Raw genomic sequence first — 24317 nt, 5'->3', positions numbered from 1 at the left:
GGAACGCCGCCTATGCCGGAACTCTGCTCCGCCGCCGATACCTGCGCCGCCGCGCTCGACCCGGACGAGGTCGCGGCCTGGCTGCGACTGGACGCGGTGCCGGGCCTCGGGCGCCGTACAGCGCGGCTGCTGCTCGACAAGTTCGGGCTGCCGCAACAGGTGCTGGCGGCGGGCGAAGCGCAACTCGCGCGCTGGCTGCCGGGCCCCGTGGCCAAGGCCGTCCGGGCGCGGCCGGATGCGTCACTGTCGGCCCGGATCGACCGCACCGTAGGGTGGCTGCGCGAACCCGGCCACCACCTGCTGACGCTGGCGGATCGGGCCTACCCCCCGTGCCCTGCTGGACCTGAGCGACCCGCCGCTGCTGCTGTACGCCCGCGGCCGACTGGAGCGCCTGCAAACGCCGGCACTCGCGGTGGTCGGGGCGCGCAGCGCCACCGTGCAGGGCGGGCGGGACGCGCAGAGGTTCGCTTCTGCTTTTTCGGCGGCCGGCATCGCAGTGGTGTCCGGCCTCGCGCTCGGCATCGACGTGGCGGCGCATACCGGCGGGCTAACTGGCCCCGGCGGCACCATCGCCGTGGTGGGGACCGGGCTGGACCGCTGCTATCCGGCCTGCCACCGGGCGCTGGCCCAGCGGATTGCCGCCGAAGGGCTGCTGCTCAGCGAATTCCCGCTGGGTACGCCGGCGCGCAGCCAGCATTTCCCGCAGCGCAACCGGCTGATCGCGGCGCTGGCCCGCGGCGTGCTGGTGGTCGAGGCGGCGCTGCGTTCGGGTTCGCTGATCACCGCGCGGCTGGCCGCCGAACTCGGCCGGGAGGTATTCGCGGTGCCCGGCTCGATCCACGCGCCGCTGGCGGCGGGCTGCCACCGGTTGATCCAGCAGGGCGCCAAGCTGGTGGCGTCGCCACAGGATGTGTTCGAGGAACCGGGTTTGTTGGCGGATCCGCGGGCAAGTTCGTGGGCAGGTGCGCGGGCAGGTTCGCGGGCAGATTCGCTGGCAGATTCGCTGGCAGATTCGTGGGCGGGAGGCTCGCGTGCCGCCGGCAAGCCGGAGGCCACGATGCCGGCACGGCCGTCAGGCGGTGCCGATGCGCTGGGCACCGCGCTGGCGTACGATCCGGTCGATCCAGACACGCTGTGCATCCGTACCGGGCTGCCGCCGGAGGCCGTTGCCGCCGCGCTGCTGCAACTGGAATTGGCTGGTGCGGCCGAGCGGATGCCGGGCAATCTGTACCGGCGTCTGGCCTAGGCCCAAAGGCCGCCCGGCACGGGGGCGGCCGGAATCGCTACAATCGCCGTTCCTCGTGCCCGATCAGGCGCTTGTTACGGTGTCCGTCAGGTCGCTGGTGACGTGCTCGATCAAGCGCATGCAAGGCTCATGTTTTGGATGACCGATGGCCGTTTACTTTCCCGAACGCGATGCGGCCGCGATAGCGGCGGCGCTGCGGGCACACCCCGAGGGTCGCCTGGTGGCGTGCCTGTGCGCCGAGTGGTGCGGCACCTGCCGCGACTATCTGGCGGTCTGGCGCGAGCAGGCGGCGCGCCATCCGGGCGATTGCTTCGTCTGGATCGACATCGAGACGCATGCCGACGCGCTGGGCGACATCGATATCGAGAACTTCCCGACCGTGCTGGTGCAGGACGCCGCCGGCGGGGCGCCGCAGTTCTATGGCACATTGCTGCCCCACGCCGACACGCTGGCCCGGCTGCTGAGCCGCGGCGCGGCCATGCCGGCCGGCGGAGAACCGCCGCCGGATCTGCTCGACTGGTTGAATCCTGACGGATCGGGCCGGTCACAGCAGGGAGAAAGCGGCGTTTGAAGCCCGCCGGGGCCGGCTCCGGAGCGCGTTGGGGCCGGGGACGACGCGCGAAGGCGGGGATGGAACTCGCCTTGCACCGTTGTCAATACCCCGCTTATTATTGGCGCCTCATGGCCCCAGGGGGGCCTCAAGTGTGCTGTTTACATATTAGTGCTGTGCCAAACGCGGTCCGCCAAGGGGCGGCCGGCAAGGATTCTCACCCATGTCCAAAGCTCTCATCATCGCGGAAAAGCCATCGGTCGCGGCCGATATCGCCCGTGCGCTCGGGGGGCTTTACCAAGCATGACGAGTATTACGAGAGCGACGACTATGTGCTCTCGTCGGCGGTCGGCCACCTGGTGGAAATCGCCGCGCCGGACGAATACGAGGTCAAGCGCGGCAAGTGGAGCTTCGCCAACCTGCCGGTGATCCCGCCCCACTTCGACCTGCGCCCGATCGCCAAGACCGAGTCGCGACTGAAGGTGTTGAACCGGCTGATCAAGCGCAAGGACGTCACCCGCCTGATCAACGCCTGTGACGCGGGGCGCGAGGGTGAGCTGATCTTCCGGCTGATCGCGCAGCAGGCCAAGGCCAAGCAGCCGGTGCAGCGCCTGTGGCTGCAGTCGATGACGCCGCAGGCGATCCGCGACGGCTTCGCCAGCCTGCGCGAGGACGCCGAGATGCTGCCGCTGGCCGACGCCGCGCGCTGCCGCTCGGAGGCGGACTGGCTGGTCGGCATCAACGGCACCCGTGCGATGACCGCCTTCAACAGCAAGGGCGGCGGTTTCTTCCTGACGACCGTAGGCCGGGTGCAGACCCCGACGCTCTCGATCGTGGTCGAGCGCGAGGAGAAGATCAAACACTTCGTGCCGCGCGACTACTGGGAAGTGCGCGCCGAATTCATCGCCGCGGCCGGCCTGTACGAGGGCCGCTGGTTCGACCCGAAGTTCAAGAAGAACGAGTTCGATCCCGAGGCGCGCGAGTCGCGGCTGTGGAGCGAGGCCGAGGCCAAGAGCATCGTCGCCGCGTGCCGCGACAAGCCCGGCACGGTCACCGAGGAATCCAAGCCCTCGACGCAGCTGTCGCCGGCGCTGTTCGACCTGACCAGCCTGCAGCGCGAGGCCAACTCGCGCTTCGGCTTCTCGGCCAAGAACACGCTGGGCCTGGCGCAGGCGCTGTATGAAAAGCACAAGGTGCTGACCTACCCGCGTACCGATTCGCGCGCGCTGCCCGAGGACTACATGGGCACGGTCCAGCAGACGATGGACATGCTGGCCGACAGCTCGCCGAACTATCTGCCGCATGCCAGGAAGATCCTGGCCAGCGGCTGGATCAAGCCGAACAAGCGGATCTTCGACAACAGCAAGATCAGCGATCACTTCGCCATCATCCCGACGCTGCAGGCGCCGAAGAACCTGTCCGAGCCCGAGCAGAAGCTGTACGACCTGGTGGTGCGCCGCTTCCTGTCGGTGTTCTTCCCGGCCGCCGAATACCAGGTGACCACGCGGATCACCGAGGTCGCCGGCCACCACTTCAAGACCGAAGGCAAGGTGCTGGTCAATCCGGGCTGGCTGGTGGTCTACGGCCGCGAGGCGCAGGGCGACGACGCCAACCTGGTGCCGGTGGGCAAGGACGAGAAGGTCCGCACCGACAAGGTCGAGCCGGTCGGGCTGACCACCAAGCCGCCGGCGCGCTACAACGAAGCGACGCTGCTGTCGGCGATGGAAGGCGCCGGCAAGCTGGTCGACGACGACGCGCTGCGCGAGGCGATGGCCGGCAAGGGCCTGGGCACGCCGGCGACGCGCGCGGCCATCATCGAAGGGCTGCTGACCGAGAAATACCTGGTGCGCGAGGGCCGCGAGCTGATTCCGACCGCCAAGGCGTTCCAGCTGATGACGCTGCTGCGCGGCCTCGGCGTCCAGGAGCTGACGCAGGCCGAGCTGACCGGCGAGTGGGAGCACAAGCTGGCGCAGATCGAGCGCGGCCGGCTCAAGCGCGACGAATTCATGCGCGAGATCGCGCAGATGACGCAGCAGATCGTCAAGCGCGCCAAGGAATACGACAGCGACACCATCCCCGGCGACTACGCGACGCTGCAGACGCCGTGTCCGCAATGCGGCGGCCAGGTCAAGGAGAATTACCGCCGCTTCGCCTGCACCGCGTGCGATTTCTCGATCAGCAAGATCCCCGGTGGCCGGCAGTTCGAGATCGACGAGGTCGAGACGCTGCTGCGCGACAAGGAGATCGGGCCGCTGCAGGGCTTCCGCAGCAAGATGGGGCGCCCCTTCGCCGCGATCCTGAAGCTGGCGCGCGACGACGACGGCAACTACAAGATGGAGTTCGACTTCGGCCAGAACGAGGACGAGAACGACGGCGAGCCGGTCGATTTCAGCGGGCAGGAGCCGGTCGGCACCTGCCCGAAGTGCAGCGGCTCGGTGTTCGAGCACGGCATGAAGTACGTCTGCGAGAACGCGGTCGGGTCGCCCAAGTCGTGCGACTTCACCACCGGCAAGATCATCCTGCAGCAGGAGATCTCGCGCGAGCAGATCGGCAAGCTGCTCGACCAGGGCCGCACGGACCTGCTGACCGGCTTCAAGTCCTCGCGTACCGGCCGCAACTTCAAGGCCTATCTGGTCAAGCAGCCGGACGGCAAGATCGGTTTCGAGTTCGAGGTGCGCGAGCCGAAGCCGGGCGCCAAGACGGCAGCCGGCAAGACCGCGGCCAAGTCGGCTGCGAAGACCGCCGAGGCTGGCGAGCCGGGCGTGGCGGCCGGCAAGCCGGCGAGCAAGACGGCGGCCAAGACCGCCGCCAAGGCCGGCACCAAGGTCGCGGCCAAGGCGGCCAGCAAGACTCCCGCCAAGAAGACCGCCCGCGCCAAGACGGCCGCGAGCGCCAGCGAATAAGGCGCAGGACCGAGGCGGGCGCACGCCGGCCTCGGTCCCGCGCGTGCCGCTGCGTCGGCCCGCGTTCTTCCGGGTTCTTCGGAGTTCTTTGGAGCTCTTGGATTTCTTCGGCTAACTTGCCGCGTGATTGCCCGCGGCGACGGCCGCCGCTGCCGCCGTCCCACCCGCTCCATCCGCGCTCTTCTTCTTCCCCTCTTCCAGCAGGAAGTCGATGAAGGCCCGCGCCTTGGTCGGCAGGAATTTGCGGCTCGGGTAGACCACGCTGATGTCGCGGCGCGGCAGCTGGTATTGCGGCAGGATGTGCTCGAGCAGCCCGGCCTCGATGCTGGGCCGGGCCAGATACGACGACAGCATCGCGATGCCGAGATCGGCCAGTGCCGCCTGGTGCGCCAGTTCGGCATTGCTGCAGACCAGGCCGGGCCGGATCGGCACGGTCACCTCGCCTTCGGGACCGGACAGCGTCCAGGCGTGCTCGGCATTGGTCAGCCGCATGGCGATGCAGCGATGCTGCGTCAGTTCATGGGCATGGCGCAGCGGCGCATGCGCCCGCAGATAACCGGGTGAGGCGCACAGGATCACTTCCGCGGACAGTAGCGGCCGCGCCACCAGATGCGAGCCGAGCCCCAGGTCGGACAGCACGATGCCGACGTCCCGGCCCTCCTCGACGATATCGATGCTGCGGTCCGACAGCAGCACATCGAACACCACGTCGGGATACATCTGCTGGAAGCGCGCCAGCATGTCGGGCAGCAAATGTAACCCGAACATCACTGGCGTGACGATCCGCAGCGTGCCGGACAGCGACTGGCTGCGCGCGGTCACCACCGATTCGGCCTCCTCGACGTCCTCCAGGATCTGCTGGCAGCGCTGCAGATAGGTTTCGCCGGCATCGGTCAGCGACAGGCTGCGGGTGGTCCGGTTCAGCAGCCGCGTGCCCAGATGGCTCTCCAGGTCCGCGACATAGCGGGTCACCACCGCGTTGGACATTTCCAGTTGCTGCGCCGCACGGGCGAAGCTGCCGAGTTCGACCACCTTGGCGAACACGCGCATCGATTGCAGCCGATCCATTGCACAGTCTCCCTTTTTTCTTCCCCCATTTTTCCACAGCTTGGGGTTTTTGTTGTTCTTTATAGAACTAATCATTGTGTGCGGTAATGTTTATTCATATAAGGGAAATGCCTAATATGCAGCCATCGGATGCCGCACTGCAGCGAAACCCCGCCGGCGCGGACGTCCTCCCAAACAGAAAAAAGGACACATCATGACGATCTCTCGCTTCGCCCTGACCGCCGTCGCCACCGCCCTCGTGGCCACCCTGACCGCCGCCCCGGCGTTCGCCAAGGCCGGCAAGTTCGACCCGTACACCGACGGCGCGAAGGTCGGCCAGACCGACGTATTTACCGAAGGCTCTCGCCAGGGCCAGTTCGACGTGTTCAGCGAAGGCGCCCGCCAAGGCAAGTTCGACGTGTTCAGCGAAGGTGCCCGCCAAGGCAAGTTCGACGTCTTCACCGAAGGCGCCGCGAAGTAACCACGCCGGCTGCCGGACCGCTTCGGCGGTCTGCCTGGTGCCCCGATGCTCGTGCCTCGCGCACGGGCATCGTCGTTTTACGGCCTCGACTTCGCTGCCGGCTTGCGGCGGGATGATGGGGATCGACTGGTCGGCCGTACACCGGCCATCCAAACAGCAATCGCCCGCCGCCTGACGGCGCGCCCGCCCTGGCGCCTCACCCCCCCACCGCCCCACCGCCCCACCGCCCCACCGCCCGAGCGTCCGAGCGTCCGAGCGTCCGAGCCCTAGCGCCCGAGCACCCGAGGCGCCCGACACCGACCGCCCAAAACAAAACGGGCCGCTTGCGCGGCCCGTCGAACTGGCTGTCACTGCATCAATCCGCCATCAATCGTCCCAGTCACGATGGCCGCGGCGGTGGTAGCGGTGCTTGTTCTTGTACTTGCTCTTCTTGTAGTGGCGATCGCGGTAGTACCGGTCGCGGTCGTCGGCGTACGAGTTGCTGCGCGAGATATTGCCGCCCAGCGCCGCGCCTGCGCCGCCGCCCAGGGCCGCGCCGACCAGGCCGCCGGTCCGGCCGCCCATCGCGTTGCCCGCCGCCGTACCCGCACCGCCGCCCAGCGCGCCGCCCAGGATGGCGCCGGTGCGCTCGCGGCGATTCGAGCTGATCGCGCCGCCGGCGCCACCGCCCACCGCGCCGCCGATCACGGCGCCGGTGGAGCCGCCCAGCGCGCCTCCGACGGCTGCACCGGCGACGCCGCCGAGGGCGCCACCCAGTGCGTTATTCATGTCGCTCGCGAATGCAGGCAGCGTCGTCGATGCCGCCAGGGCGAGGGCCACGGTCATATTGCGAACGAGTCGGCGAGACATAGTGTTTTTCCTCTGGTTGCCAAACTGTGATGCAAGTGTAGATTTTGGGCACGGACATTGCTGTAACTGCCTGTAAGCCTTTATTAATGCTGCAGAAACGCAACAAAGGCTGCCCGTGGGCAGCCTTTGAAGTGTTGACAGCTTGTGGTCTTGCCGAAGGCGGGGAACCGGTCGCCGCGCCAAATCAACGAGGCCCGCTTCCCGCCCGCCCCGGGAGCGGGCCCGGCAGCTCAGCAGCCCGGCAGCCCGGCAGCCCGACAGCTCGGCAGTTCAGCAGCACTTGCCCTGCCCGCCGCCGTAACGCGCCTCCTGCCGCTCGCGGAAGAACTCCTCGTAGCTCATCGGCTCCCGGTCCGGATGCGTGCTCTCCATATGGGCCACATAGGTCTGGTAGTCGGGCAGCCCGACCATCAGCCGCAGCGACTGGCCCAGGTAGCGGCCCATTTGGCCCATCTTGTTTAGCGGATCCAGCATGGCGTTCCTTCCTCTGCGTGGGGTTTGACGTTACGGCGTTCGGCGTCGGCTTCCGCGCCTGGCTCAGCGCTGCGCCGAAGCGGCCGCCGGCAGCGGCTCGAACGGCGTCTCGTGCGCGGTCGGCCGTGCCTGGGCGCCGGCGCGCAGGCCGGTACGCAGGCCGTAATAGACGATCGACAGCACCACCGCCATGAACAGCGCGCACAGGCCCGCGTCCAGGTAGTCGTTGAACACGATGCGGTGCATCTGCTCCATCGTCTTGGCCGGCGCCAGCACCGTGCCCTGGGCGATCGCGTCGCTGAACTTGCTGGCGTGGGAGAGGAAGCCGATCTTCGGGTCGGCATGGAACAGCTTCTGCCAGCCCGCGGTCAGCGTGCAGATCAGCAGCCAGACGGTCGGCAGCAGCGTGACCCACGCGTAGCGGCCGCGCTTCATCTTGACCAGCACGCAGGTGCCCAGCACCAGCGCCACCGCGGCCAGCATCTGGTTCGAGATGCCGAACAGCGGCCACAGCGTGTTGATGCCGCCCAGCGGATCGACCACGCCCTGGTACAGGAAGTAGCCCCAGGCGCCGACGCACAGCGCCGTCGCGATCAGGTTGGCCGGCAGCGAGTCGGTACGGCGCATCGACGGCACGAAGCTGCCCAGCAGGTCCTGCAGCATGAAGCGGCCGGCGCGGGTGCCCGCGTCGACGGCGGTCAGGATGAACAGCGCCTCGAACAGGATGGCGAAGTGGTACCAGAACGCCATCATCGCCTGGCCGCCGATCACCTGGTGCAGGATGTGGGCGATGCCCACCGCCAGCGTCGGCGCGCCGCCGGCGCGCGAGATGATGGTGTTCTCGCCGACGTCCTTGGCCGTCTGCACCAGCACGTCGGGCGTGATCACGAAGCCCCAGTTCGACACCGCCTGGGCCACGGCCTCGGGCGTGGTGCCGATCGCGGCGGCCGGGCTGTTCATCGCGAAGTAGACGCCCGGCTCGATCACCGAGGCGGCCACCAGCGCCATGATCGCGACGAAGGACTCGGCCAGCATCGCGCCGTAGCCGATGAAGCGCGCGTGGGTCTCGTTCTCCAGCAGCTTGGGCGTGGTGCCCGACGAGATCAGCGCGTGGAAACCCGACACCGCGCCGCAGGCGATGGTGATGAACAGGAACGGGAACAGGTTGCCCGACCAGACCGGGCCGCCGCCCTCGGCGAACTGCGTGAAGGCGGGCATCTTCAGTTCCGGCGCGACGATCAGGATGCCGACCGCCAGCGCGATGATGGTGCCGATCTTCAGGAAGGTCGACAGGTAGTCGCGCGGGGCCAGCAGCAGCCACACCGGCAGCACCGCGGCGACGAAGCCGTAGCCGATCAGCATCCAGGTCAGCGCCTTGCCATCGAAGGTGAACAGCGGCGCCAGCGTGGCGCTCTCGTGCACGTACTGGCCGCCGACGATGGCGAGCATCAGCAGCACGAAGCCGATCACCGACACCTCGCCGATGCGGCCCGGGCGGATGTAGCGGGTGTAGATGCCCATGAACAGCGCGATCGGGATCGTCACCGCCACCGTGAAGGTGCCCCACGGCGAATCGGCCAGCGCCTTGACCACGATCAGCGCCAGCACGGCGAGGATGATGATCATGATCATGAAGCAGCCGAACAGCGCGATCATGCCGGGCACCGTGCCCATCTCGGCCTTGACCAGGTCGCCCAGCGAGCGGCCGTCGCGGCGGGTCGAGATGAACAGCACCATGAAGTCCTGCACCGCGCCGGCGAACACCACGCCGGCCAGGATCCACAGCATGCCGGGCATGTAGCCCATCTGCGCGGCGAGCACCGGTCCGACCAGCGGTCCGGCGCCGGCGATCGCGGCGAAGTGGTGGCCGAACAGCACCGCCTTGTTGGTCGGCACGTAGTCGAGGCCGTCGTTATGGCGCCAGGCCGGCGTCATCCGTTTGGGGTCCAGCTGCATCACCTTGTCGGCAATGAAGCGGCTGTAGTAGCGGTAAGCGATCAGATAGATGCAGATCGCGGCGACCACGATCCACAAGGCACTGACGGCTTCGCCGCGCGACAGTGCAACGGTGGCGAAGGCAAACGCGCCGAGCACGGCGACGGCCAGCCACATCAGGTGTTGCCCGATGCGATTCATAGTGAAGGTCTCCTCAGACCACATGGAACAAAGCCCGCACGGGGACAAGGGCCGGTGGACCGATCGGCGCGCACGGTGGCACGCGCGCCGGCGGGCGGCGAATGGCGGGTGATCGGGGGCAAGCTGTCTCCAGATTTCCGCGCGGACGTCAGCGCGAACGTCAGCACAGATGTCAGCGGCGCCCGGTCCCTCGACTTCCGGTCCGGATCTTGTCTGGCAGGCGGGGCGATACGCCGGTGCGGGGCACTGGCGTATCCCGTTGCGAATGACGCCGCGCCAGCCTGGGGCCGGTCGCGCGTCGGCGTGTAGTATTGACACCCGCCAATCGAGGCACAAGCGCGTAACTACGCAGCGATCCTGCGTAGTACTACGCAACGGGACGGTCAGAGGCCGCTTCCCAGGCATCCGTGTTTACCCTGGTCACGATGAAACTCCGCCAGAAGATTCTGCTGCTCGCGGTCGCGCCGCTGGCGATCGCCATGCTGGGCATCGCGCTGGCGGTGCACTATCAGGCCACCGCGCTGGTCCGCCACGAGCGCGCGCTGGTCGAGGCCGCCTATCTGCAAAGCAAGGAAACCGAGCTGCGCCACTACGTGCAGCTGGCGCAGAGCGCGATCGCGCCGCTGGTCAAGTCCGGGCGCAACGACGAGGCCACGCGGCAGGCCGCGATGCAGGCGCTTGCCGGGCTGGACTACGGCCCGGACGGCTACTTCTTCCTGTACGACCTGAACGGCCGCAACCTGATGCATCCGCGCCAGCCGGACCTGATCGGCCGGGACCTGTGGGACCTGCGCGATCCCGAGGGCGCGCTGCCGATCCAGCAACTGATCGCGGCGGCGCGCTCGGGCGGCGGCGCGGTGCGCTATCGCTGGGAGAAGCCGTCGACGCGGCAGCTGGCGCCCAAGCTCGGCTATGTGGTGGCGGTGCCGGAATGGGGCTGGATGCTGGGCACCGGCATCTATCTGGACGACGTCGAACGCACGCTGCGCGAGCTCGACAAGCGCGCCGAGACCGATATCCGCGCCACGCTGGCGTGGATCGGCGCGATCGCCGCGATCAGCATCCTGCTGGTCGGCGCGGGCGGGCTGGCGCTGAACATCAGCGAGCATCGCGAGGCCGACGCCAAGCTGCGCCAGCTGGCGCAGCGCGTGGTGCGCTCGCAGGAGGACGAACGCGCGCGACTGTCGCGCGAGCTGCATGACGGCGTCAGCCAGCTGCTGGTGTCAGTCAAGCTGGTGCTCGAGACGGCGCTGAACCGGCTCGCGCAGGCGCCGACCGACGGCGGCGCGGTGGCGCCGGTGCTCGGCATGGCGCTGAACCGGCTGGAGACGGTGTTCAACGAGGTGCGGCGCGTCGCCCGCAATCTGCGTCCGGCGCTGCTCGACGATCTGGGCCTGCAGGCCGCGCTGCAGCATCTGGCGCGCGAGATGCAGGGCGCGAGCGGACTGAAGATCGATATCGACTGCCACGGCGTGCCTCGGCCGCTGTCGGACGAGGCGGCCACCGCGCTGTACCGCATCGCGCAGGAGGCGCTGACCAATGTCGAGCGCCACGCCAATGCGCGGCGGGTCGAGCTGACGCTGTCGTATGCCGAGTCGGGCGTCGCGCTGGTGGTGCAGGACGACGGCAGCGGCTTCGATCTGGAGCGCGTGCAGCGCGACCCGCGCGGCGGCATCGGCCTGCGCAATCTGCGCGAGCGCATCGCCAGCCTGGGCGGCGAATTCGATATCGACTCCGCGCCGGTCGGCACGCGCCTGCGGGCGTATCTGCCGGCCTCGGCGTTCGTGCCCGACACCCGGGCGCTCGCCAGGACGGCGGACGCGCCGCCGGGCGCTCCGTCCCACTCTTCCCCCGCTGTCCCGATGAGTTCCTTCACCGAACCGTACCGTCCTGCGCGCGTGCTGCTGGTCGACGACCACACGCTGGTGCGCGACGGCATGCGCATGCATCTGGCCCTGCAGCCGGGCCTGACCGTGGTCGGCGAGGCCGACGATGGCGAAGCGGCGCTGACGTGGCTGGCCGGCCGCTCACCGGAAGCGCTGCCGGACCTGTTGATCACCGATATCGGCATGCGCGGCATGGGCGGCATCGCGCTGGCCGACGCGCTGCACCAGCGCCATCCCGAGATCGCGGTGCTGATGCTGTCGATGCACGACAACCTCGAATACGTGCGGCAGGCGATGCGCGCGGGCGCGCGCGGCTACGTCCTCAAGGACGCCCCGGCCGACGAACTGCTGGCCGCGATCGACGCGGTGCTGGCCGGCCGCGTGTTCTACAGCGCCCGCATCGCGCGGCGCATGATCGAGGAAGGCCCGGCCGCCCATCCGCTCGATGCGCTGACCCCGCGCGAACGCGACATCCTGAACGGCATCGGCCGGGGCTTGGCCAACAAGGAAATCGCCGCGTCCCTCGGCGTGTCGGTGCGCACGGTGGAGACGCATCGGCTGAACCTCAAGCGCAAGCTCGGCATCGAGGGCCGCGCGGGCCTGGTCAAGTATGCGGTGGAGCAGTTGGGGGGTGAAGCGAATGGCGGGTGAGGCGAAGGCGAAGCGTTGATGGCGCCCGGGCTGGCCAGTCGAGCAAAAACGCCGGACGAAAAAAGCCCTCGCGCACAAGAACGCGAGGGCTCCATTTTTTGCCGTCGCGCCCGCCGATGGCAAGCGCGACGTGCGGCACTACCGCATCAAGCCGCCAGCCGCTTGGCCAGCGCGTCCTTGGTTTCGGACAGCGCCTGCGGCAGATGGTGCTTGAGCTGGGTGAACAGCTCTTCGTGCAGCGCCAGTTCCTGTTCCCAGGCGGCGCGATCGATCGAGGTGACCTTCTGGAACTGCTCCGGCGAGAAGTCCAGGCCCTCCCAGCGCAGGTCCTCGTAGCGCGGCGAGGTGCCGAACACGTGCTCGGTGCCCTGGCCGCGGCCTTCGACGCGGTCGATCATCCACGACAGCACGCGCATGTTCTCGCCGAAGCCCGGCCACACGAAGTTGCCGGCCTCGTCCTTGCGGAACCAGTTGACGCAGTAGATCTTCGGCAGCTTGGCGCCGGCGGCCTCGAGCTTCTTGCCCAGCGCCAGCCAGTGGCCGAAGTAGTCGCTCATGTTGTAGCCGCAGAACGGCAGCATCGCGAACGGGTCGCGGCGCACCACGCCCTGCTGGCCCGCGGCCGCGGCGGTGGTTTCCGAGCCCATGGTGGCGGCCATGTAGACGCCTTCGGTCCAGTTGCGGGCTTCGGTCACCAGCGGCACCGTGGTCGAGCGGCGGCCGCCGAAGATGAAGGCGTCGATCGGCACGCCGGCCGGGTTGTCCCAGTTCGCGTCGATCGACGGGCACTGCGACGCCGGCGCGGTGAAGCGCGCGTTCGGGTGCGCGGCCTTGGCGCCGGTCTGTTTGGCGATCTCCGGCGTCCAGTCCTTGCCCTGCCAGTCGATCAGGTGGGCCGGCGCTTCCTTGGTCATGCCTTCCCACCAGACGTCGCCGTCATCGGTCAGCGCGACGTTGGTGAAGATGACGTTTTCCTTCAGCGTCGCCATCGCGTTGAAGTTGGTCTTCTCGCTGGTGCCCGGGGCCACGCCGAAGTAGCCGGCTTCCGGGTTGATCGCGTACAGGCGGCCGTCCTTGCCCGGCTTGATCCAGGCGATGTCGTCGCCGATGGTGGTGACCTTCCAGCCCTCGAAGCCCTTGGGCGGAATCAGCATCGCGAAGTTGGTCTTGCCGCAGGCCGACGGGAAGGCCGCCGCGACGTGGTACTTCTTGCCCTCGGGCGAGGTCACGCCGAGGATCAGCATGTGTTCGGCCAGCCAGCCCTCGTCGCGGCCCATGGTCGAGGCGATCCGCAGCGCGAAGCACTTCTTGCCCAGCAGCGCGTTGCCGCCGTAGCCCGAGCCGAACGACCAGATCTCGCGGGTCTCGGGGAAGTGGACGATGTACTTGGTCGGGTTGCACGGCCACGGCACGTCCTTCTCGCCGGCCGCCAGCGGCTTGCCGACGGTATGCACGCACGGCACGAACTCGCCGTCGGCGCCCAGCACGTCGTACACGGCGCGGCCCATGCGGGTCATGATCCGCATGTTGACGGCGACGTACGGGCTGTCGGACAGCTCCACGCCGATGTGGGCGATCGGCGAACCGAGCGGCCCCATCGAGAACGGCACCACGTACAGCGTGCGGCCGCGCATGCAGCCATCGAACAGCCCGCTCAGGGTCTGGCGCATTTCGGCCGGCGGCATCCAGTTGTTGGTGGGGCCGGCGTCCTCCTGCTTCTGCGAGCAGATGAAGGTACGGTCCTCGACGCGCGCGACATCGGAGGGGTCCGACAGGGCGAGGAAGGAGTTCTTGCGCTTGGCGGGGTTGAGCCGCTTCATCGTGCCGGCGGCGACCATCTGCTCGCACAGGCGGTCGTATTCCTCCTGCGAGCCGTCGCACCAGTAGATGCTGTCGGGCTTGGTCAGCGCGGCGATCTCGGCGACCCAGGCGACCAGCTTCTGGTGCTTGACCCAGGCCGGAACGTTCAGCGCCGGTGTGCCTTGCATGGTGGGGTGGTTCATGGTGGTACTCCAAAGCAAAAAAGAAATCTTTGGCAAAGCCTGGCCCGGGGCCGCGCTCTGAATATCGTCAAACAGCCGGGTCAACGCGGGGTCGACGGGAGCGCGTGCCATGCGCCGCATGCTTGAGGGACCACTTCTTGTGAAAGCGGTTCCGCATGTGGGGCGGGCGTTCTGCCCGCATGGCGTCCGCAGGGTGGTCGGTCGCCGACCACGGCTGCTCGGGACCGTCACATCCCGTTACAAGTCCGGCGCGATCCTGTGGTGAATCGATCGCGGGGGGCCTTGCGGCTGCGCTACAGTGGCGGTTTTCCCGCGGACGTGTCGCAGCGGGTGCCAGTCAAGCTTTGTCCGGCGACAAACCGGCTGCGGGAGCGAAGCTCGACCGACAATCCGGGACGTCACCGAAGGCGGCAAGGATACCACCGCTGTCGTCCTCCGTTTTTTGCTCTGCAGCAAGCGGCGGGCGCGAAAATCGGTCGGAAGGCCGTGTCGCCATGGCTTGTCGCAGCACGTTGGTGGCCCACCTTACTGGCCACGGACATGCCGGTCTGTGGGCACGCGTACCAACCGGGTTGCGGCGTCAATTGCTCCGCGGCCTGGCATCGGCCGCTCACCGCGGTCGACCGAACCGCCTGACCAAATCGCCTCATCGAACCGCCTCACCGAATCCGACGATGAAAATTGCCGTTCTCGACGACTACCAGGATGCCGTGCGCAAGCTGGCCTGCTTCCAGCTGCTGCAGGGGCATGACGTCAAGGTGTTCAACAACACCGTCAAGGGCGTGGGCCAGCTGGCGGCGCGTCTGTCCGATGTCGAAGCCGTGGTGCTGATCCGCGAGCGCACCCGCATCACGCGCCAGCTGCTGGAGAAGCTGCCCAAGCTCAAGATCATCAGCCAGACCGGCCGGGTCGGCGGGGGTGGGCAGCCATATCGACGTCGACGCCTGCACCGACCGCGGCGTGGTGGTGCTCGAAGGCGTCGGTTCGCCGGTCGCCCCGGCCGAGCTGACCTGGGCGCTGATCATGGCGGCGCAGCGGCGGATCCCGCAGTACGTCGCCAGCCTGAAGCACGGCGCCTGGCAGCAGTCGGGTCTGAAATCGACCACGATGCCGCCCAATTTCGGGCTTGGCCAGGTGCTCAAGGGGCAGACGCTGGGCATCTGGGGCTACGGCAAGATCGGCCGCCTGGTGGCCGGCTATGGCCGCGCCTTCGGCATGAACGTGCTGGTGTGGGGCCGCGAGCGCTCGCAGACGGCCGCGCGCGAGGACGGCTTCGCGGTGGCCGAGTCCAGGGAGCAGCTGTTCGCCGACAGCGACGTGCTGTCGCTGCTGCTGCGGCTGAACGACGAGACGCGCCATATCGTCAAGCTTGCCGACCTGACCTCGATGAAGCCGACCGCGCTGTTCGTCAACACCAGCCGCGCCGAGCTGGTCGAGGAAAACGCGCTGGTGGCGGCGCTGAACCGCGGCCGGCCCGGCATGGCGGCGGTCGACGTGTTCGAGTCCGAGCCGATCCTGCAGGGCCACGCGCTGCTGCGGATGGAGAACTGCATCTGCACGCCGCATCTGGGCTACGTCGAGCGCGACAGCTACGAGCTGTATTTCCGCACCGCGTTCCAGAACATCCTCGACGTGCTGTCCGGCGAGCACGGCAGCGTAGTCAATCCCAAGGCGCTGACGCCCGCACTGACGCGCTAGGGCGCAGCCCGCCCCGGCGGGGACCGGCCCGCCTCGCTCCCCCCGCGCCCGCGGCTGCGGGGGCGCCCGACCCGATCGGCGCAAAACCGCTACACTGCCGGGATTTCGCGGGCCGCCCCGCGACCGCCCGCGGCCTCGCGGGCCCGACTCCCCCGCACGCGCCCCCATCATGGATCCCAGGCTTCTGACGCTATGCGTCGGCAATTTCGTCATCGGCACCGGCGCGATGATCGTCACCGGCATGCTGAACGACATCGCCGGCGATTTCCATTTGAGCGCCGCCACCGCCGGCCAGCTGATCTCCGCCTTCGCGCTGGCCTGCTGCGTCGGCGCGCCGCTGTTTGCCACGCTCGGTTCGCGCATCGACCGCCGGCTGCTGCTGGTGGGCGCCCTCGCGCTCTATGGCGTGCTGCATCTGGCCTCGGCGCTGGCGCCGAACTTCGGCACGCTGGTGGTGCTGCGCTTCGTCACGGCGATCGGCGCCGCGATCTATACCCCGCAGGCCGCCGCCACGCTGCCGCTGCTGGTCGACGCGAAGCTGCGCGGCCGGGCGATCAGCTTCGTCTTCCTCGGCTGGAGCGTGGCCAGCGTGGTCGGCGTGCCGATGGGCACCTGGATCAGCACCACGCTGGGCTGGCGCGTCAGCATGGGCGTGGTCGGCGTGATGGCGCTGGGCGTGGCCCTCGCGCTGTGGCGCGTGCTGCCGCGCGGGCTGATGGTGGCGCCGGTGGGCCGCGCGGCCTGGGGGGCGGTGCTGCGCCATACCCCGCTGCTGATGGTGGTCGGCGTGACGATGGTGTCCTCGGCCGGCATGTTCACGATGTTCACCTATATCGCGCCGATGCTGCGCGACGTCCATGGCGTCAGCGGCGGCGCGCTGAGCCTGATGTTCCTGGCCTACGGCGCCTGCGGCGTGCTCGGCAACGTGGTCGCGGCCGCGCGCATGGACCGGGCCACGCCGGGGCGCGTGGTGCACGTCGCGCTGGGCACCTCGCTGGCGGCGATGCTGCTGTGGCCGCTGACCGGCGTCGGCGCGGTCGCGCTGGTGCTGATCTTCATGCTGTGGGGCGTGGGCGGCTTCGCCACCAACAGCGCGCAGCAGGCGCGGCTGGTGGCGCTCGCGCCGGAGCGGGCGGCGGTGTCGATCTCGCTCAATTCCTCCTCGATCTACCTGGGCCAGGCGATCGGCGCGATGGTCGGCGCGGCGATCTACGCCACCGCCGGCGCGCACGCGCTGCACTGGGGGCGCGGCCGCGCTGATGCTCGGCGCCCTGCTGCTGTCCGGGCGAGCCCGTGCTCTCGGCTGCCGCTGGCTGCGCCGGCAGGCGCCGCAGCAGGCCTGAAGGCGCTGGCCTGAGCGTCGGCCAGAGCGCGCCGGCCTGGCGCGCGGTCCTTGCGTACCCGGTCGCGTACTCGGTCGCGTACCCGTTTCACGTACCTCTTCGGTGCCGCGGCGCACGGCCCGCAGCCACCCGTGCCCCTGGCGGCCGGCCCGGCAGGCCCGTTTTCTGCTAATGTTTGTTCCCTGATACAAAGACGGCCCCTCCCCTGTAATCGTTTGTAATACGGACGCGTCTGCCAACGCTTGCCAGATACGGCGCCATGGCGGTACCACTGGGGGCGGCCGGCCGCCCACCGGTTCCCAGAAGCCGGCGGCGGCCGTCCGGATGGGCACGGCGACAAACGGGAGCGAACACGCGCATCACAGCGCGGCGCAGCAGAGGGTCCTCGCATGAAATCGAAGGGTATCGACCAGGCCAAGGGCTTCGTCGAAAGCAACTGGAGCCAGGCCATGGGTACCGGCAGAAGTCGTGTGTCGCCCTGGCTGGCGCTGGCATTGGTCGTCCTGCTGGCGGGGGCCGGCTGGTTCGGCTGGAAGACATGGTTCGCCGCCAAGCCGCAGGCGCAGGGACCGGCCCCGGTGGCGGTGACCACCGCGCTGGCGCGCCAGGGCGACGTGCCGCTGCAGGTCAGCGTCAACGGCAACGTGACGGCGCTGTCTACCGTCGAGGTCCGCCCGCAGGTCTCCAGCACCGTCCGCACCGTCCATATCCGCGAAGGCCAGACCGTCAAGCCCGGCGATCTGCTGTTCTCGCTCGACACCCGCATGGACGAGGCCAACCTGGCCCGCGCCCGCGCGCAGCTGCTGCGCGACCAGGCCGACCTGGCCGACGCCCGCCGCTCGCTGGCGCGCAGCGAGGAACTGGTCGCGCGCAACTTCATCTCGCGCAGCGCCGTCGATACCGCGCGCGCCAAGGTCGATGCGCTGGAGGCCACGGTACGCGCCGACCAGGCCGCGATCGAGGCCGGCCGCGTCGCGGTTAGCTACGGCGCGATCCGCGCCACCATCAGCGGCCGCACCGGCGTGATCAACGTCTTCCCCGGTTCGCTGGTGCTGCCGACCGCGGCCCAGCCGATGGTGACGATCGCGCAGATCCAGCCGATCGCCGTCACCTTCACGCTGCCCGAGCGCCAGCTTGCCGCGCTGCGCGATGCGCTGCGCGGCGGCCCGGTGCCGGTGAAAGCGCAGCCCAACGACGGCAATCCCGAGCCGGTGCAGGGCCGCATCACCTTCGTCGACAACACCGTCGACCCGCAATACGGCACCATCCGCGTCAAGGCGCAGTTCGACAACGAGGCGCAGCGCCTGTGGCCCGGCACCTATGCGCGCGTCGAGGCGGTGGTGCAGACGCTGACCGGCGTGGTGTCGGTGCCGCCGCAGTCAGTGGTGACCGGACCCGAAGGCCGCTTCGTCTACGCGGTGCAGGCCGACGGCAAGGTCCGCGCGATGCCGGTGAAGATGCTGGCGGCAACCGCCGCCGCGGCGGTGGTCGAAGGCGTGCCGGCCGGCACGCGCGTGGTGGTCGAGGGCGTGCAGAACCTGCGCCCGGGCAGCGCGGTGCGCGAGGCGAGCGCACCAGCCGCGGCGCCGGTCCCCGGGAAGCACTGACGCCATGACGCTGTCCGAACTCTGCATCCGCCGGCCCGTGATGACGGTGCTGCTGGCGATCGCGATCGTCGTCACCGGCATCGTGCTGTACCCGACCATCCCGATCGCCGCGCTGCCCAGCTTCAATTCGCCGGTGATCCAGGTCACCGCGCGGCTGCCCGGGGCGAGTCCCGAGACGATGGCCGCCTCGGTGGCCACGCCGCTGGAGAAGCAGTTCGCCACGATCCCCGGCGTGTCGGTGATCAGCTCGGCCAACACGCTGGGCAATTCCAGCATCACGATCGAGTTCAACAACGACCGCGACATCGACGCCGCGGCGGTCGACGTGCAATCGGCGCTGTTCCGCGCCCAGCGCTCGCTGCCGACCGAGATGAACGAGCCGCCGTCGTATCGCAAGGTCAATCCGGCCGACGCGGCGGTGATCCTGCTGGCGATCAATTCGCCGGCGATGAGCCTGGCCGAGCTGAACGCGCTTCGGCGACAACCTGATCGCGCCGACGCTGTCGACGCTGCCCGGCGTCGCGCAGGTGCTGGTCTACGGCCAGAAGCGGTTCGCGGTGCGGGTGCGCGCGCGTCCCGATGCGCTGGCCGCGCGCGGCATGACGCTCGACGAGCTGGCCGGGGCGATCTCGCGCGCCAACGCCAACACGCCGGTGGGCACGCTCGACGGCGCGCGCCAGATGCTGACGATCCAGGCCAACCGCCAGCTGGCCGACGCGGACGCCTTCCGCAACATCATCGTCGCCAGCCAGCCCAACGGCTCGCTGGTGCGGCTCTCCGACGTGGCCGAGGTCGAGGACAGCGTCGAGACGCTGAAGACCGGCAGCTGGCTGAACAACGAACGCTCGATCGTGCTGGCGGTGCAGCGCCAGCCCGACGCCAACACGGTGGCGGTGGTCGACGCGATCCGCGCCGCGCTGCCGCGCCTGGTGCAGCAGATGCCGGCCTCGGTCAACGTCAACGTGGTCAACGACCGTTCGCGCTCGGTGCGCGAGTCGATCCACGACGTGCAGTTCACGCTGGCGCTGACCGCGGCGCTGGTGGTGATGGTGATCTTCCTGTTCCTGCGCCGCGCCGCGGCCACGCTGATCCCGACGGTGTCGCTGCCGATCTCGCTGATCGGCACCGTGGCGCTGATGAAGGCGTTCGGCTACAGCCTGGACAACGTGTCGCTGCTGGCGATCACGCTGGCGGTGGGCCTGGTGGTCGACGACGCCATCGTGATGCTGGAGAACATCGTCCGCCATATCGAGGAAGGCATGGCGCCGTTGAAGGCGGCCCTGGTCGGCTCGCGCGAGATGGGCTTCACCATCGTGTCGATCTCGGTGTCGCTGGTCGCGGTGTTCATCCCGATCTTCTTCATGCCGGGCGTGATCGGCCTGCTGTTCCACGAGTTCGCCGCGGTGGTGTCGCTGTCGATCCTGGTCTCCGCGCTGGTATCGCTGACGCTGATCCCGATGCTGTGCGCGCGCTTCCTGTCGGCCGAGAACGTGCCGGTCGACGAATCGCAGCATGCCTATGGCGATGCGCCGCGCCATGCGCCCGCCCACGCCGCGGCGCCGGCCCAGCGGCAGAGCCTCGGCCTGCGCTCGACGCAGTGGTTCGAGAACCTGTTCGAATACACGCTGCACCGCTATGCGCGCGGGCTCGACTGGTGCCTGGCCCATCGGCGGACCGTGCTGGCCGCGGCCGGCATGACCTTCGTGCTGACCGCGGTGCTGTTCGTGCTGATCCCCAAGGGGTTCTTTCCCGAGGAGGACATCGGCCAGATCCAGGTCAATGCCGACGGCCCGCAGGACATCTCCTTCGACGCGATGTCGACGCTGATGCGCGACGCGGCCGAGCGCATGCGCGCCAATCCCGCGGTCAAGAGCATCGTGGTGGCGATCGGCGGCGGCCCCTCGCCCGCGATCAATACCGGCCGCATGTTCATCGAGCTGAAGCCCGGCGGCGAGCGGCCCAAGATGCCGGCGGTGGTCGAATCGCTGCGCCGCGACGTGGCGGGCATTCCGGGGCTGAACGTCTATTTCCGTCCGGTGCAGAACCTGCAGCTGGGCGGCCGCGTCAGCAAGGCGCGCTATCAATACACGCTGCAGAGCGTGCAGTCGGGCAATCTGCAGACCGCCGCCGACAAGCTGATGGCACGGATGCGCGCCGATCCGCTGTTCCGAGACGTCACCAGCGATTCGCAGCAGGCCGGCCTCGAGGCGCAGCTGGCGATCGACCGCGACAAGGCCAACTCGCTGGGCGTGCAGATGCAGGACGTGCGCACCGCGCTCTATACCGCGTTCGGCGAGCGCCAGGTGTCGACGATCTACACCTCGATCGACAGCTACTACGTGATCCTGCAGGCCGCGGACGTCGACCGCATCGACGAGACCGCGTTCTCGAAGATCTATGTGCGCAGCACCAGCGGCACGCTGGTGCCGCTGTCGGCGTTCGCGACCACCGAGCGCCGCGTCGGTCCGATCGCCGTCAATCACCAAGGCCAGCTGCCGTCGGTCACGGTGTCGTTCAACCTGGCTCCGGGCGCGGCGCTGGGCGACGCGTCGGCGCGCATCGACCGCTTCAAGCAGGAAACCGCGATGCCGCAGGAGATCTTCACCAGCTGGGGCGGCGATGCGGCGGTGTTCCAGTCGTCGCAGGCGACACAGGTGATCCTGCTGATTGCGGCGATCGCGGTGATCTACGTGCTGCTGGGCGTGCTGTACGAAAGCTATATCCATCCGCTGACGATTCTCGCGGGCCTGCCATCGGCTGCAGTCGGCGCGCTGCTGACGCTGTTCCTGTTCCGCGTCGAGCTGTCGCTGATCGCGATCATCGGCGTGCTGATGCTGATCGGCATCGTCAAGAAGAACGCCATCATGATGATCGACTTCGCGCTGGCCGCGCAGCGCGGGCAGGGCATGCCGCCGGCCAAGGCGATCCGCCAGGCCTGCCTGCTGCGCTTCCGCCCGATCATGATGACCACGCTGGCCGCCATCATGGGCGCGCTGCCGATCGCGCTGGGCCTGGGCGCCGGCGCCGAGTTGCGCCAGCCGCTGGGCCTGGCCGTGGTCGGCGGGCTGCTGTTCTCGCAGGTCATCACGCTGTTCATCACGCCGGTGATCTACCTGGCGCTGGACCGCTTCTCCGGCAGCGGTCCGCTGGAGATCGACGCGGACGGCAATCGCGTGCCGGCGACGGTGGGAGCGGATGCGGGCCGCTGACGGCGGACCCCGCGGCATGGCGAAGGTCGCCGCCATGGCGGCCGCGCTGGCCCTGCTTGCCGGCTGCGCCATGGCGCCCGCGTATCCCGAGGGCGATGCGCATGTCGGCGGGCAATACGGCGCGCATGACGGCGCGCATCGGCTCGCAGCCTTCCGCTATGTCTTGCTGGGCGAGGTCCACGACAACGCCGAAGGACACCGGCGCCGGCTGGCCTCGCTGACCGAGGCGATCGACGCGGGCTGGCGGCCGGCTATCGCGATGGAGCAATTCGATCGCGAGCGGCAGGCGGATCTGGACCGGGCGCGCCGGGAGCGGCCGGGCGATGCCGATCATCTGATCGCGCAGGCCGGCGCCGCCGGATGGGACTGGTCGCTGTACCGGCCCGTCATCGCGCTGGCGTTGCGGCACGACCTGCCGCTGATCGCCGCCAACCTGTCGCGCGACGATGCGCGCGGCGTGATGCGGGGCGGCGACGTGTTCGGCGCGGCCGAGCGCGAACGGCTCGGGCTGGCGCGGCCGCTGCCGGCCGATCTTGCCGCCGCGCAGACAGCCCTGCTCGACGACAGTCACTGCGGTCATTTCCCGCGCGCGATGTTGCCCGGCATGCTGAACGCCCAGGCCGCGCGCGATGCCGTGATGGCGGCCGCGCTGAGGGCGCACGCCGCGCACGGCGTGGTGCTGCTGGCCGGCAACGGCCATGTGCGCGAGGACATCGGCGTGCCGCGCTGGCTCGGCGCGAAGCCCGCCGAGGTGCTGACGGTCGCGTACCTGGAGTCGGCGGCGCCCGATGAGGCCGGCGCCTACGACCACGTGGTGCTGGTGCCGCCTGTGCAGCGGCCCGATCCCTGCGGCAACGCGCGCCCCGCCGCGCGCTGAGCACGCGCGGTCCTGCGCTGAGCGCCAGGTTCTGTGCTGACGCGGCCGTTCCTGCGCCGAGCGCGCGTGCCCCCCGCGCTAATCGTGACGGCGGCCCGTGCCGCCGCCCCCCGTGCCGCCGCCCATCAGATGCGGCCACGGCCCCTGCCCCGCCAGCGTGTCGCCCGGATTGCGCAAGGGGCACGCCTTCAACGACAGGCAGCCGCAGCCGATGCAGCCGTCGAGCTGGTCGCGCAACTGGGTCAGCGTGCGGATGCGCTCGTCCAGGTCTTCGCGCCACGCCGCCGACAACCGGCGCCAGTCGGCCACCGTCGGCGCGCGTCCTTCAGGCAGCCGCGCCATCGCCTCGGCGATCGATGCCAGCGGCAAGCCCATGCGCTGCGCGACGCGGATCACCGCCAGCTGCCGCAGCACCGCGCGCGCATAGCGCCGCTGGTTGCCGGCACTGCGCGTACTGCGGATCAATCCCTTGGACTCGTAAAAATGCAGCGCGGACACGGCCAGTCCGGTGCGTGCCGCCACCTCGCCGACCGACAGCAGGTCGGCGGCCTTGGGGCCGCGCTGGCGGACCGGCCGTTCGATCGGCTCGTCGCTGGATGGCTGGCGTCGACGGCGTTCGATCGATTCGTCGTTGGATAGCTTGCGTGGCGGCCGTTCGATCGATGGGTCGTTGGATGGCTTGCGTGGCGGCGGTTCGATCGATGGGTCGTTGGATGGCTTGCGTGGCATGGCGGGATTGCGTCGGTCTTCGCAGCGAAAGTCCCAATGCTAGCAGGGTCACCGTTGACCTCAGGTTAACTTGAGGTTCGATACTGGCGCCACTCCGTTTCCTCAACGGGCGGGCGCGCACCGAATCCGCTGCGCGCCCTGCAACCCGATCCTCTCCCTCTTCAGAACCACGCCATGATCGAATCGCGCCGTCCCGCCTGCAGCCTGCACTTCGTCAATCCGCACGGCCTCTACGACCCCAGTCCGAATGCCTACTCGCATGTCGCGGTGGCGACCGCCCCGGCGCGCATCGTGTTCGCCAGCGGCCAGGGCGGCGAGGATCAGCACGGCACGCTGGCGCCGGACTTCGCCGGACAGGTGCGGCGCGCGCTGGAAAACCTGGAGATCGCGCTGCATGCCGGCGGCGCGGACCTGCGCGACGTGGCCAAGCTGACCGTGCTGATCGTCGACCATTCGCAGGAGCGCCTGCAGGGAATTCGGCGCCGAACTGCGGCGCATGTGGGGCACGCGTCCGCCGCCTGCCTGCACGTTGATTCCGGTACCGCGGCTGGCGCTCGACGGCATGCTGTTCGAGATCGAGGCGACCGCGGTGGTGTCGCGCTAGGCGCGGCAGCGCGACAGAACAGCC

12 protein-coding genes and 6 pseudogenes are annotated in these 24317 nt (G+C 69.1%); 12 read left to right on the top strand and 6 right to left on the bottom strand.

Annotation, left to right across the window (positions count from 1 at the left end):
- Window positions 1-12: 12 nt before the first annotated feature.
- From dprA to OJJOAM_RS09280, 3 genes and pseudogenes are all read left to right on the top strand, one after another.
- Window positions 13-1246 (top strand): annotated as a pseudogene (dprA, locus tag OJJOAM_RS09290) (DNA-processing protein DprA).
- 145 nt (window positions 1247-1391) lie between these two features.
- Window positions 1392-1817 (top strand): thioredoxin family protein, encoded by a 426-nt coding sequence (locus OJJOAM_RS09285; protein WP_422647787.1) that lies wholly within the window; start codon window positions 1392-1394, stop codon window positions 1815-1817.
- 202 nt (window positions 1818-2019) lie between these two features.
- Window positions 2020-4699 (top strand): annotated as a pseudogene (locus OJJOAM_RS09280) (DNA topoisomerase III).
- Window positions 4700-4810: 111 nt separating this feature from the next.
- Here OJJOAM_RS09280 and OJJOAM_RS09275 read toward each other — a convergent pair.
- A complete protein-coding gene (locus OJJOAM_RS09275; RefSeq protein ID WP_422647786.1) occupies window positions 4811-5767 on the bottom strand; it encodes a LysR family transcriptional regulator in 957 nt (318 codons plus the stop codon).
- A gap of 193 nt (window positions 5768-5960) precedes the next feature.
- Here OJJOAM_RS09275 and OJJOAM_RS09270 point away from each other — a divergent pair, with 193 nt between their 5' ends.
- Entirely contained in the window at window positions 5961-6227 is a 267-nt protein-coding gene (locus tag OJJOAM_RS09270; protein ID WP_422647785.1) for a hypothetical protein, read from the top strand.
- A gap of 366 nt (window positions 6228-6593) precedes the next feature.
- Here OJJOAM_RS09270 and OJJOAM_RS09265 read toward each other — a convergent pair whose 3' ends face one another.
- From OJJOAM_RS09265 to OJJOAM_RS09255, 3 genes are all read right to left on the bottom strand, one after another.
- Entirely contained in the window at window positions 6594-7076 is a 483-nt protein-coding gene (locus OJJOAM_RS09265; protein WP_149317426.1) for a hypothetical protein, read from the bottom strand.
- 270 nt (window positions 7077-7346) lie between these two features.
- Window positions 7347-7550 carry a YbdD/YjiX family protein gene (locus tag OJJOAM_RS09260; RefSeq protein ID WP_006579436.1) on the bottom strand — a complete coding sequence of 68 codons (204 nt, stop codon included), beginning with the start codon at window positions 7548-7550 and terminating at the stop codon, window positions 7347-7349.
- 63 nt (window positions 7551-7613) lie between these two features.
- Complete coding sequence (locus tag OJJOAM_RS09255; RefSeq protein WP_422647784.1) at window positions 7614-9686, bottom strand: carbon starvation CstA family protein; 2073 nt, start codon at window positions 9684-9686, stop codon at window positions 7614-7616.
- Window positions 9687-10111: 425 nt separating this feature from the next.
- On the opposite strand from OJJOAM_RS09255, the pseudogene OJJOAM_RS09250 reads away from it, so the two are divergent.
- Together OJJOAM_RS09250 and OJJOAM_RS09245 are read left to right on the top strand one after the other, a co-directional pair.
- Window positions 10112-11458 (top strand): annotated as a pseudogene (locus OJJOAM_RS09250) (cache domain-containing protein); the annotation flags it as partial.
- Window positions 11459-11548: 90 nt separating this feature from the next.
- Window positions 11549-12223, top strand: coding sequence for a response regulator (locus OJJOAM_RS09245; protein ID WP_422649549.1), 675 nt, complete (start codon window positions 11549-11551; stop codon window positions 12221-12223).
- A 146-nt stretch (window positions 12224-12369) separates the two neighbouring features.
- Here the strand turns inward: OJJOAM_RS09245 and OJJOAM_RS09240 are convergent, their stop codons facing one another.
- Window positions 12370-14226, bottom strand: a complete 1857-nt coding sequence (locus OJJOAM_RS09240) for a phosphoenolpyruvate carboxykinase (GTP) (protein WP_422647783.1) — start codon at window positions 14224-14226, stop codon at window positions 12370-12372.
- 674 nt (window positions 14227-14900) lie between these two features.
- Between OJJOAM_RS09240 and OJJOAM_RS09235 the strand changes: the two are divergent.
- The 5 genes and pseudogenes from OJJOAM_RS09235 to OJJOAM_RS09215 all read left to right on the top strand — a co-directional run bounded on the left by OJJOAM_RS09235 (window position 14901) and on the right by OJJOAM_RS09215 (window position 22960).
- Window positions 14901-15924: pseudogene (locus OJJOAM_RS09235) on the top strand (D-2-hydroxyacid dehydrogenase family protein).
- A 169-nt stretch (window positions 15925-16093) separates the two neighbouring features.
- Window positions 16094-17281 carry an MFS transporter gene (locus tag OJJOAM_RS09230; RefSeq protein ID WP_422647782.1) on the top strand — a complete coding sequence of 396 codons (1188 nt, stop codon included), beginning with the start codon at window positions 16094-16096 and terminating at the stop codon, window positions 17279-17281.
- Window positions 17282-17656: 375 nt separating this feature from the next.
- Window positions 17657-18874: an efflux RND transporter periplasmic adaptor subunit gene (locus OJJOAM_RS09225; protein ID WP_422647781.1), complete on the top strand. Its 1218-nt coding sequence runs from the start codon at window positions 17657-17659 to the stop codon at window positions 18872-18874.
- Between the two features lie 4 nt (window positions 18875-18878).
- Window positions 18879-22083, top strand: a pseudogene (locus OJJOAM_RS09220) (efflux RND transporter permease subunit).
- A 16-nt stretch (window positions 22084-22099) separates the two neighbouring features.
- A complete protein-coding gene (locus OJJOAM_RS09215) occupies window positions 22100-22960 on the top strand; it encodes a ChaN family lipoprotein (RefSeq protein WP_422647780.1) in 861 nt (286 codons plus the stop codon).
- 78 nt (window positions 22961-23038) lie between these two features.
- Here the strand turns inward: OJJOAM_RS09215 and soxR are convergent, their stop codons facing one another.
- On the bottom strand, window positions 23039-23542 hold the full coding sequence (gene soxR, locus OJJOAM_RS09210) for a redox-sensitive transcriptional activator SoxR (protein ID WP_226108162.1): 504 nt from the start codon (window positions 23540-23542) through the stop codon (window positions 23039-23041).
- A gap of 321 nt (window positions 23543-23863) precedes the next feature.
- Here soxR and OJJOAM_RS09205 point away from each other — a divergent pair.
- Window positions 23864-24293: pseudogene (locus OJJOAM_RS09205) on the top strand (RidA family protein).
- The last annotated feature ends 24 nt before the right edge of the window (window positions 24294-24317 follow it).

This window comes from Cupriavidus sp. H18C1 (assembly GCF_049311595.1).
In the GTDB taxonomy this organism is placed as follows: domain Bacteria; phylum Pseudomonadota; class Gammaproteobacteria; order Burkholderiales; family Burkholderiaceae; genus Cupriavidus; species Cupriavidus cauae.
This window is presented reverse-complemented; position numbering and strand designations above follow the sequence as displayed.

What these genes read in the sequence shown, in the direction of transcription:
- OJJOAM_RS09285 (WP_422647787.1), top strand. Translation starts at nt 1,392, where the DNA reads ATGGCCGTTTACTTTCCCGAACGCGATGCGGCCGCGATAGCGGCGGCG.
- OJJOAM_RS09275 (WP_422647786.1), bottom strand. Translation starts at nt 5,767, where the DNA reads ATGGATCGGCTGCAATCGATGCGCGTGTTCGCCAAGGTGGTCGAACTC.
- OJJOAM_RS09270 (WP_422647785.1), top strand. Translation starts at nt 5,961, where the DNA reads ATGACGATCTCTCGCTTCGCCCTGACCGCCGTCGCCACCGCCCTCGTG.
- OJJOAM_RS09265 (WP_149317426.1), bottom strand. Translation starts at nt 7,076, where the DNA reads ATGTCTCGCCGACTCGTTCGCAATATGACCGTGGCCCTCGCCCTGGCG.
- OJJOAM_RS09260 (WP_006579436.1), bottom strand. Translation starts at nt 7,550, where the DNA reads ATGCTGGATCCGCTAAACAAGATGGGCCAAATGGGCCGCTACCTGGGC.
- OJJOAM_RS09255 (WP_422647784.1), bottom strand. Translation starts at nt 9,686, where the DNA reads ATGAATCGCATCGGGCAACACCTGATGTGGCTGGCCGTCGCCGTGCTC.
- OJJOAM_RS09245 (WP_422649549.1), top strand. Translation starts at nt 11,549, where the DNA reads ATGAGTTCCTTCACCGAACCGTACCGTCCTGCGCGCGTGCTGCTGGTC.
- OJJOAM_RS09240 (WP_422647783.1), bottom strand. Translation starts at nt 14,226, where the DNA reads ATGAACCACCCCACCATGCAAGGCACACCGGCGCTGAACGTTCCGGCC.
- OJJOAM_RS09230 (WP_422647782.1), top strand. Translation starts at nt 16,094, where the DNA reads ATGGATCCCAGGCTTCTGACGCTATGCGTCGGCAATTTCGTCATCGGC.
- OJJOAM_RS09225 (WP_422647781.1), top strand. Translation starts at nt 17,657, where the DNA reads ATGAAATCGAAGGGTATCGACCAGGCCAAGGGCTTCGTCGAAAGCAAC.
- OJJOAM_RS09215 (WP_422647780.1), top strand. Translation starts at nt 22,100, where the DNA reads ATGGCGAAGGTCGCCGCCATGGCGGCCGCGCTGGCCCTGCTTGCCGGC.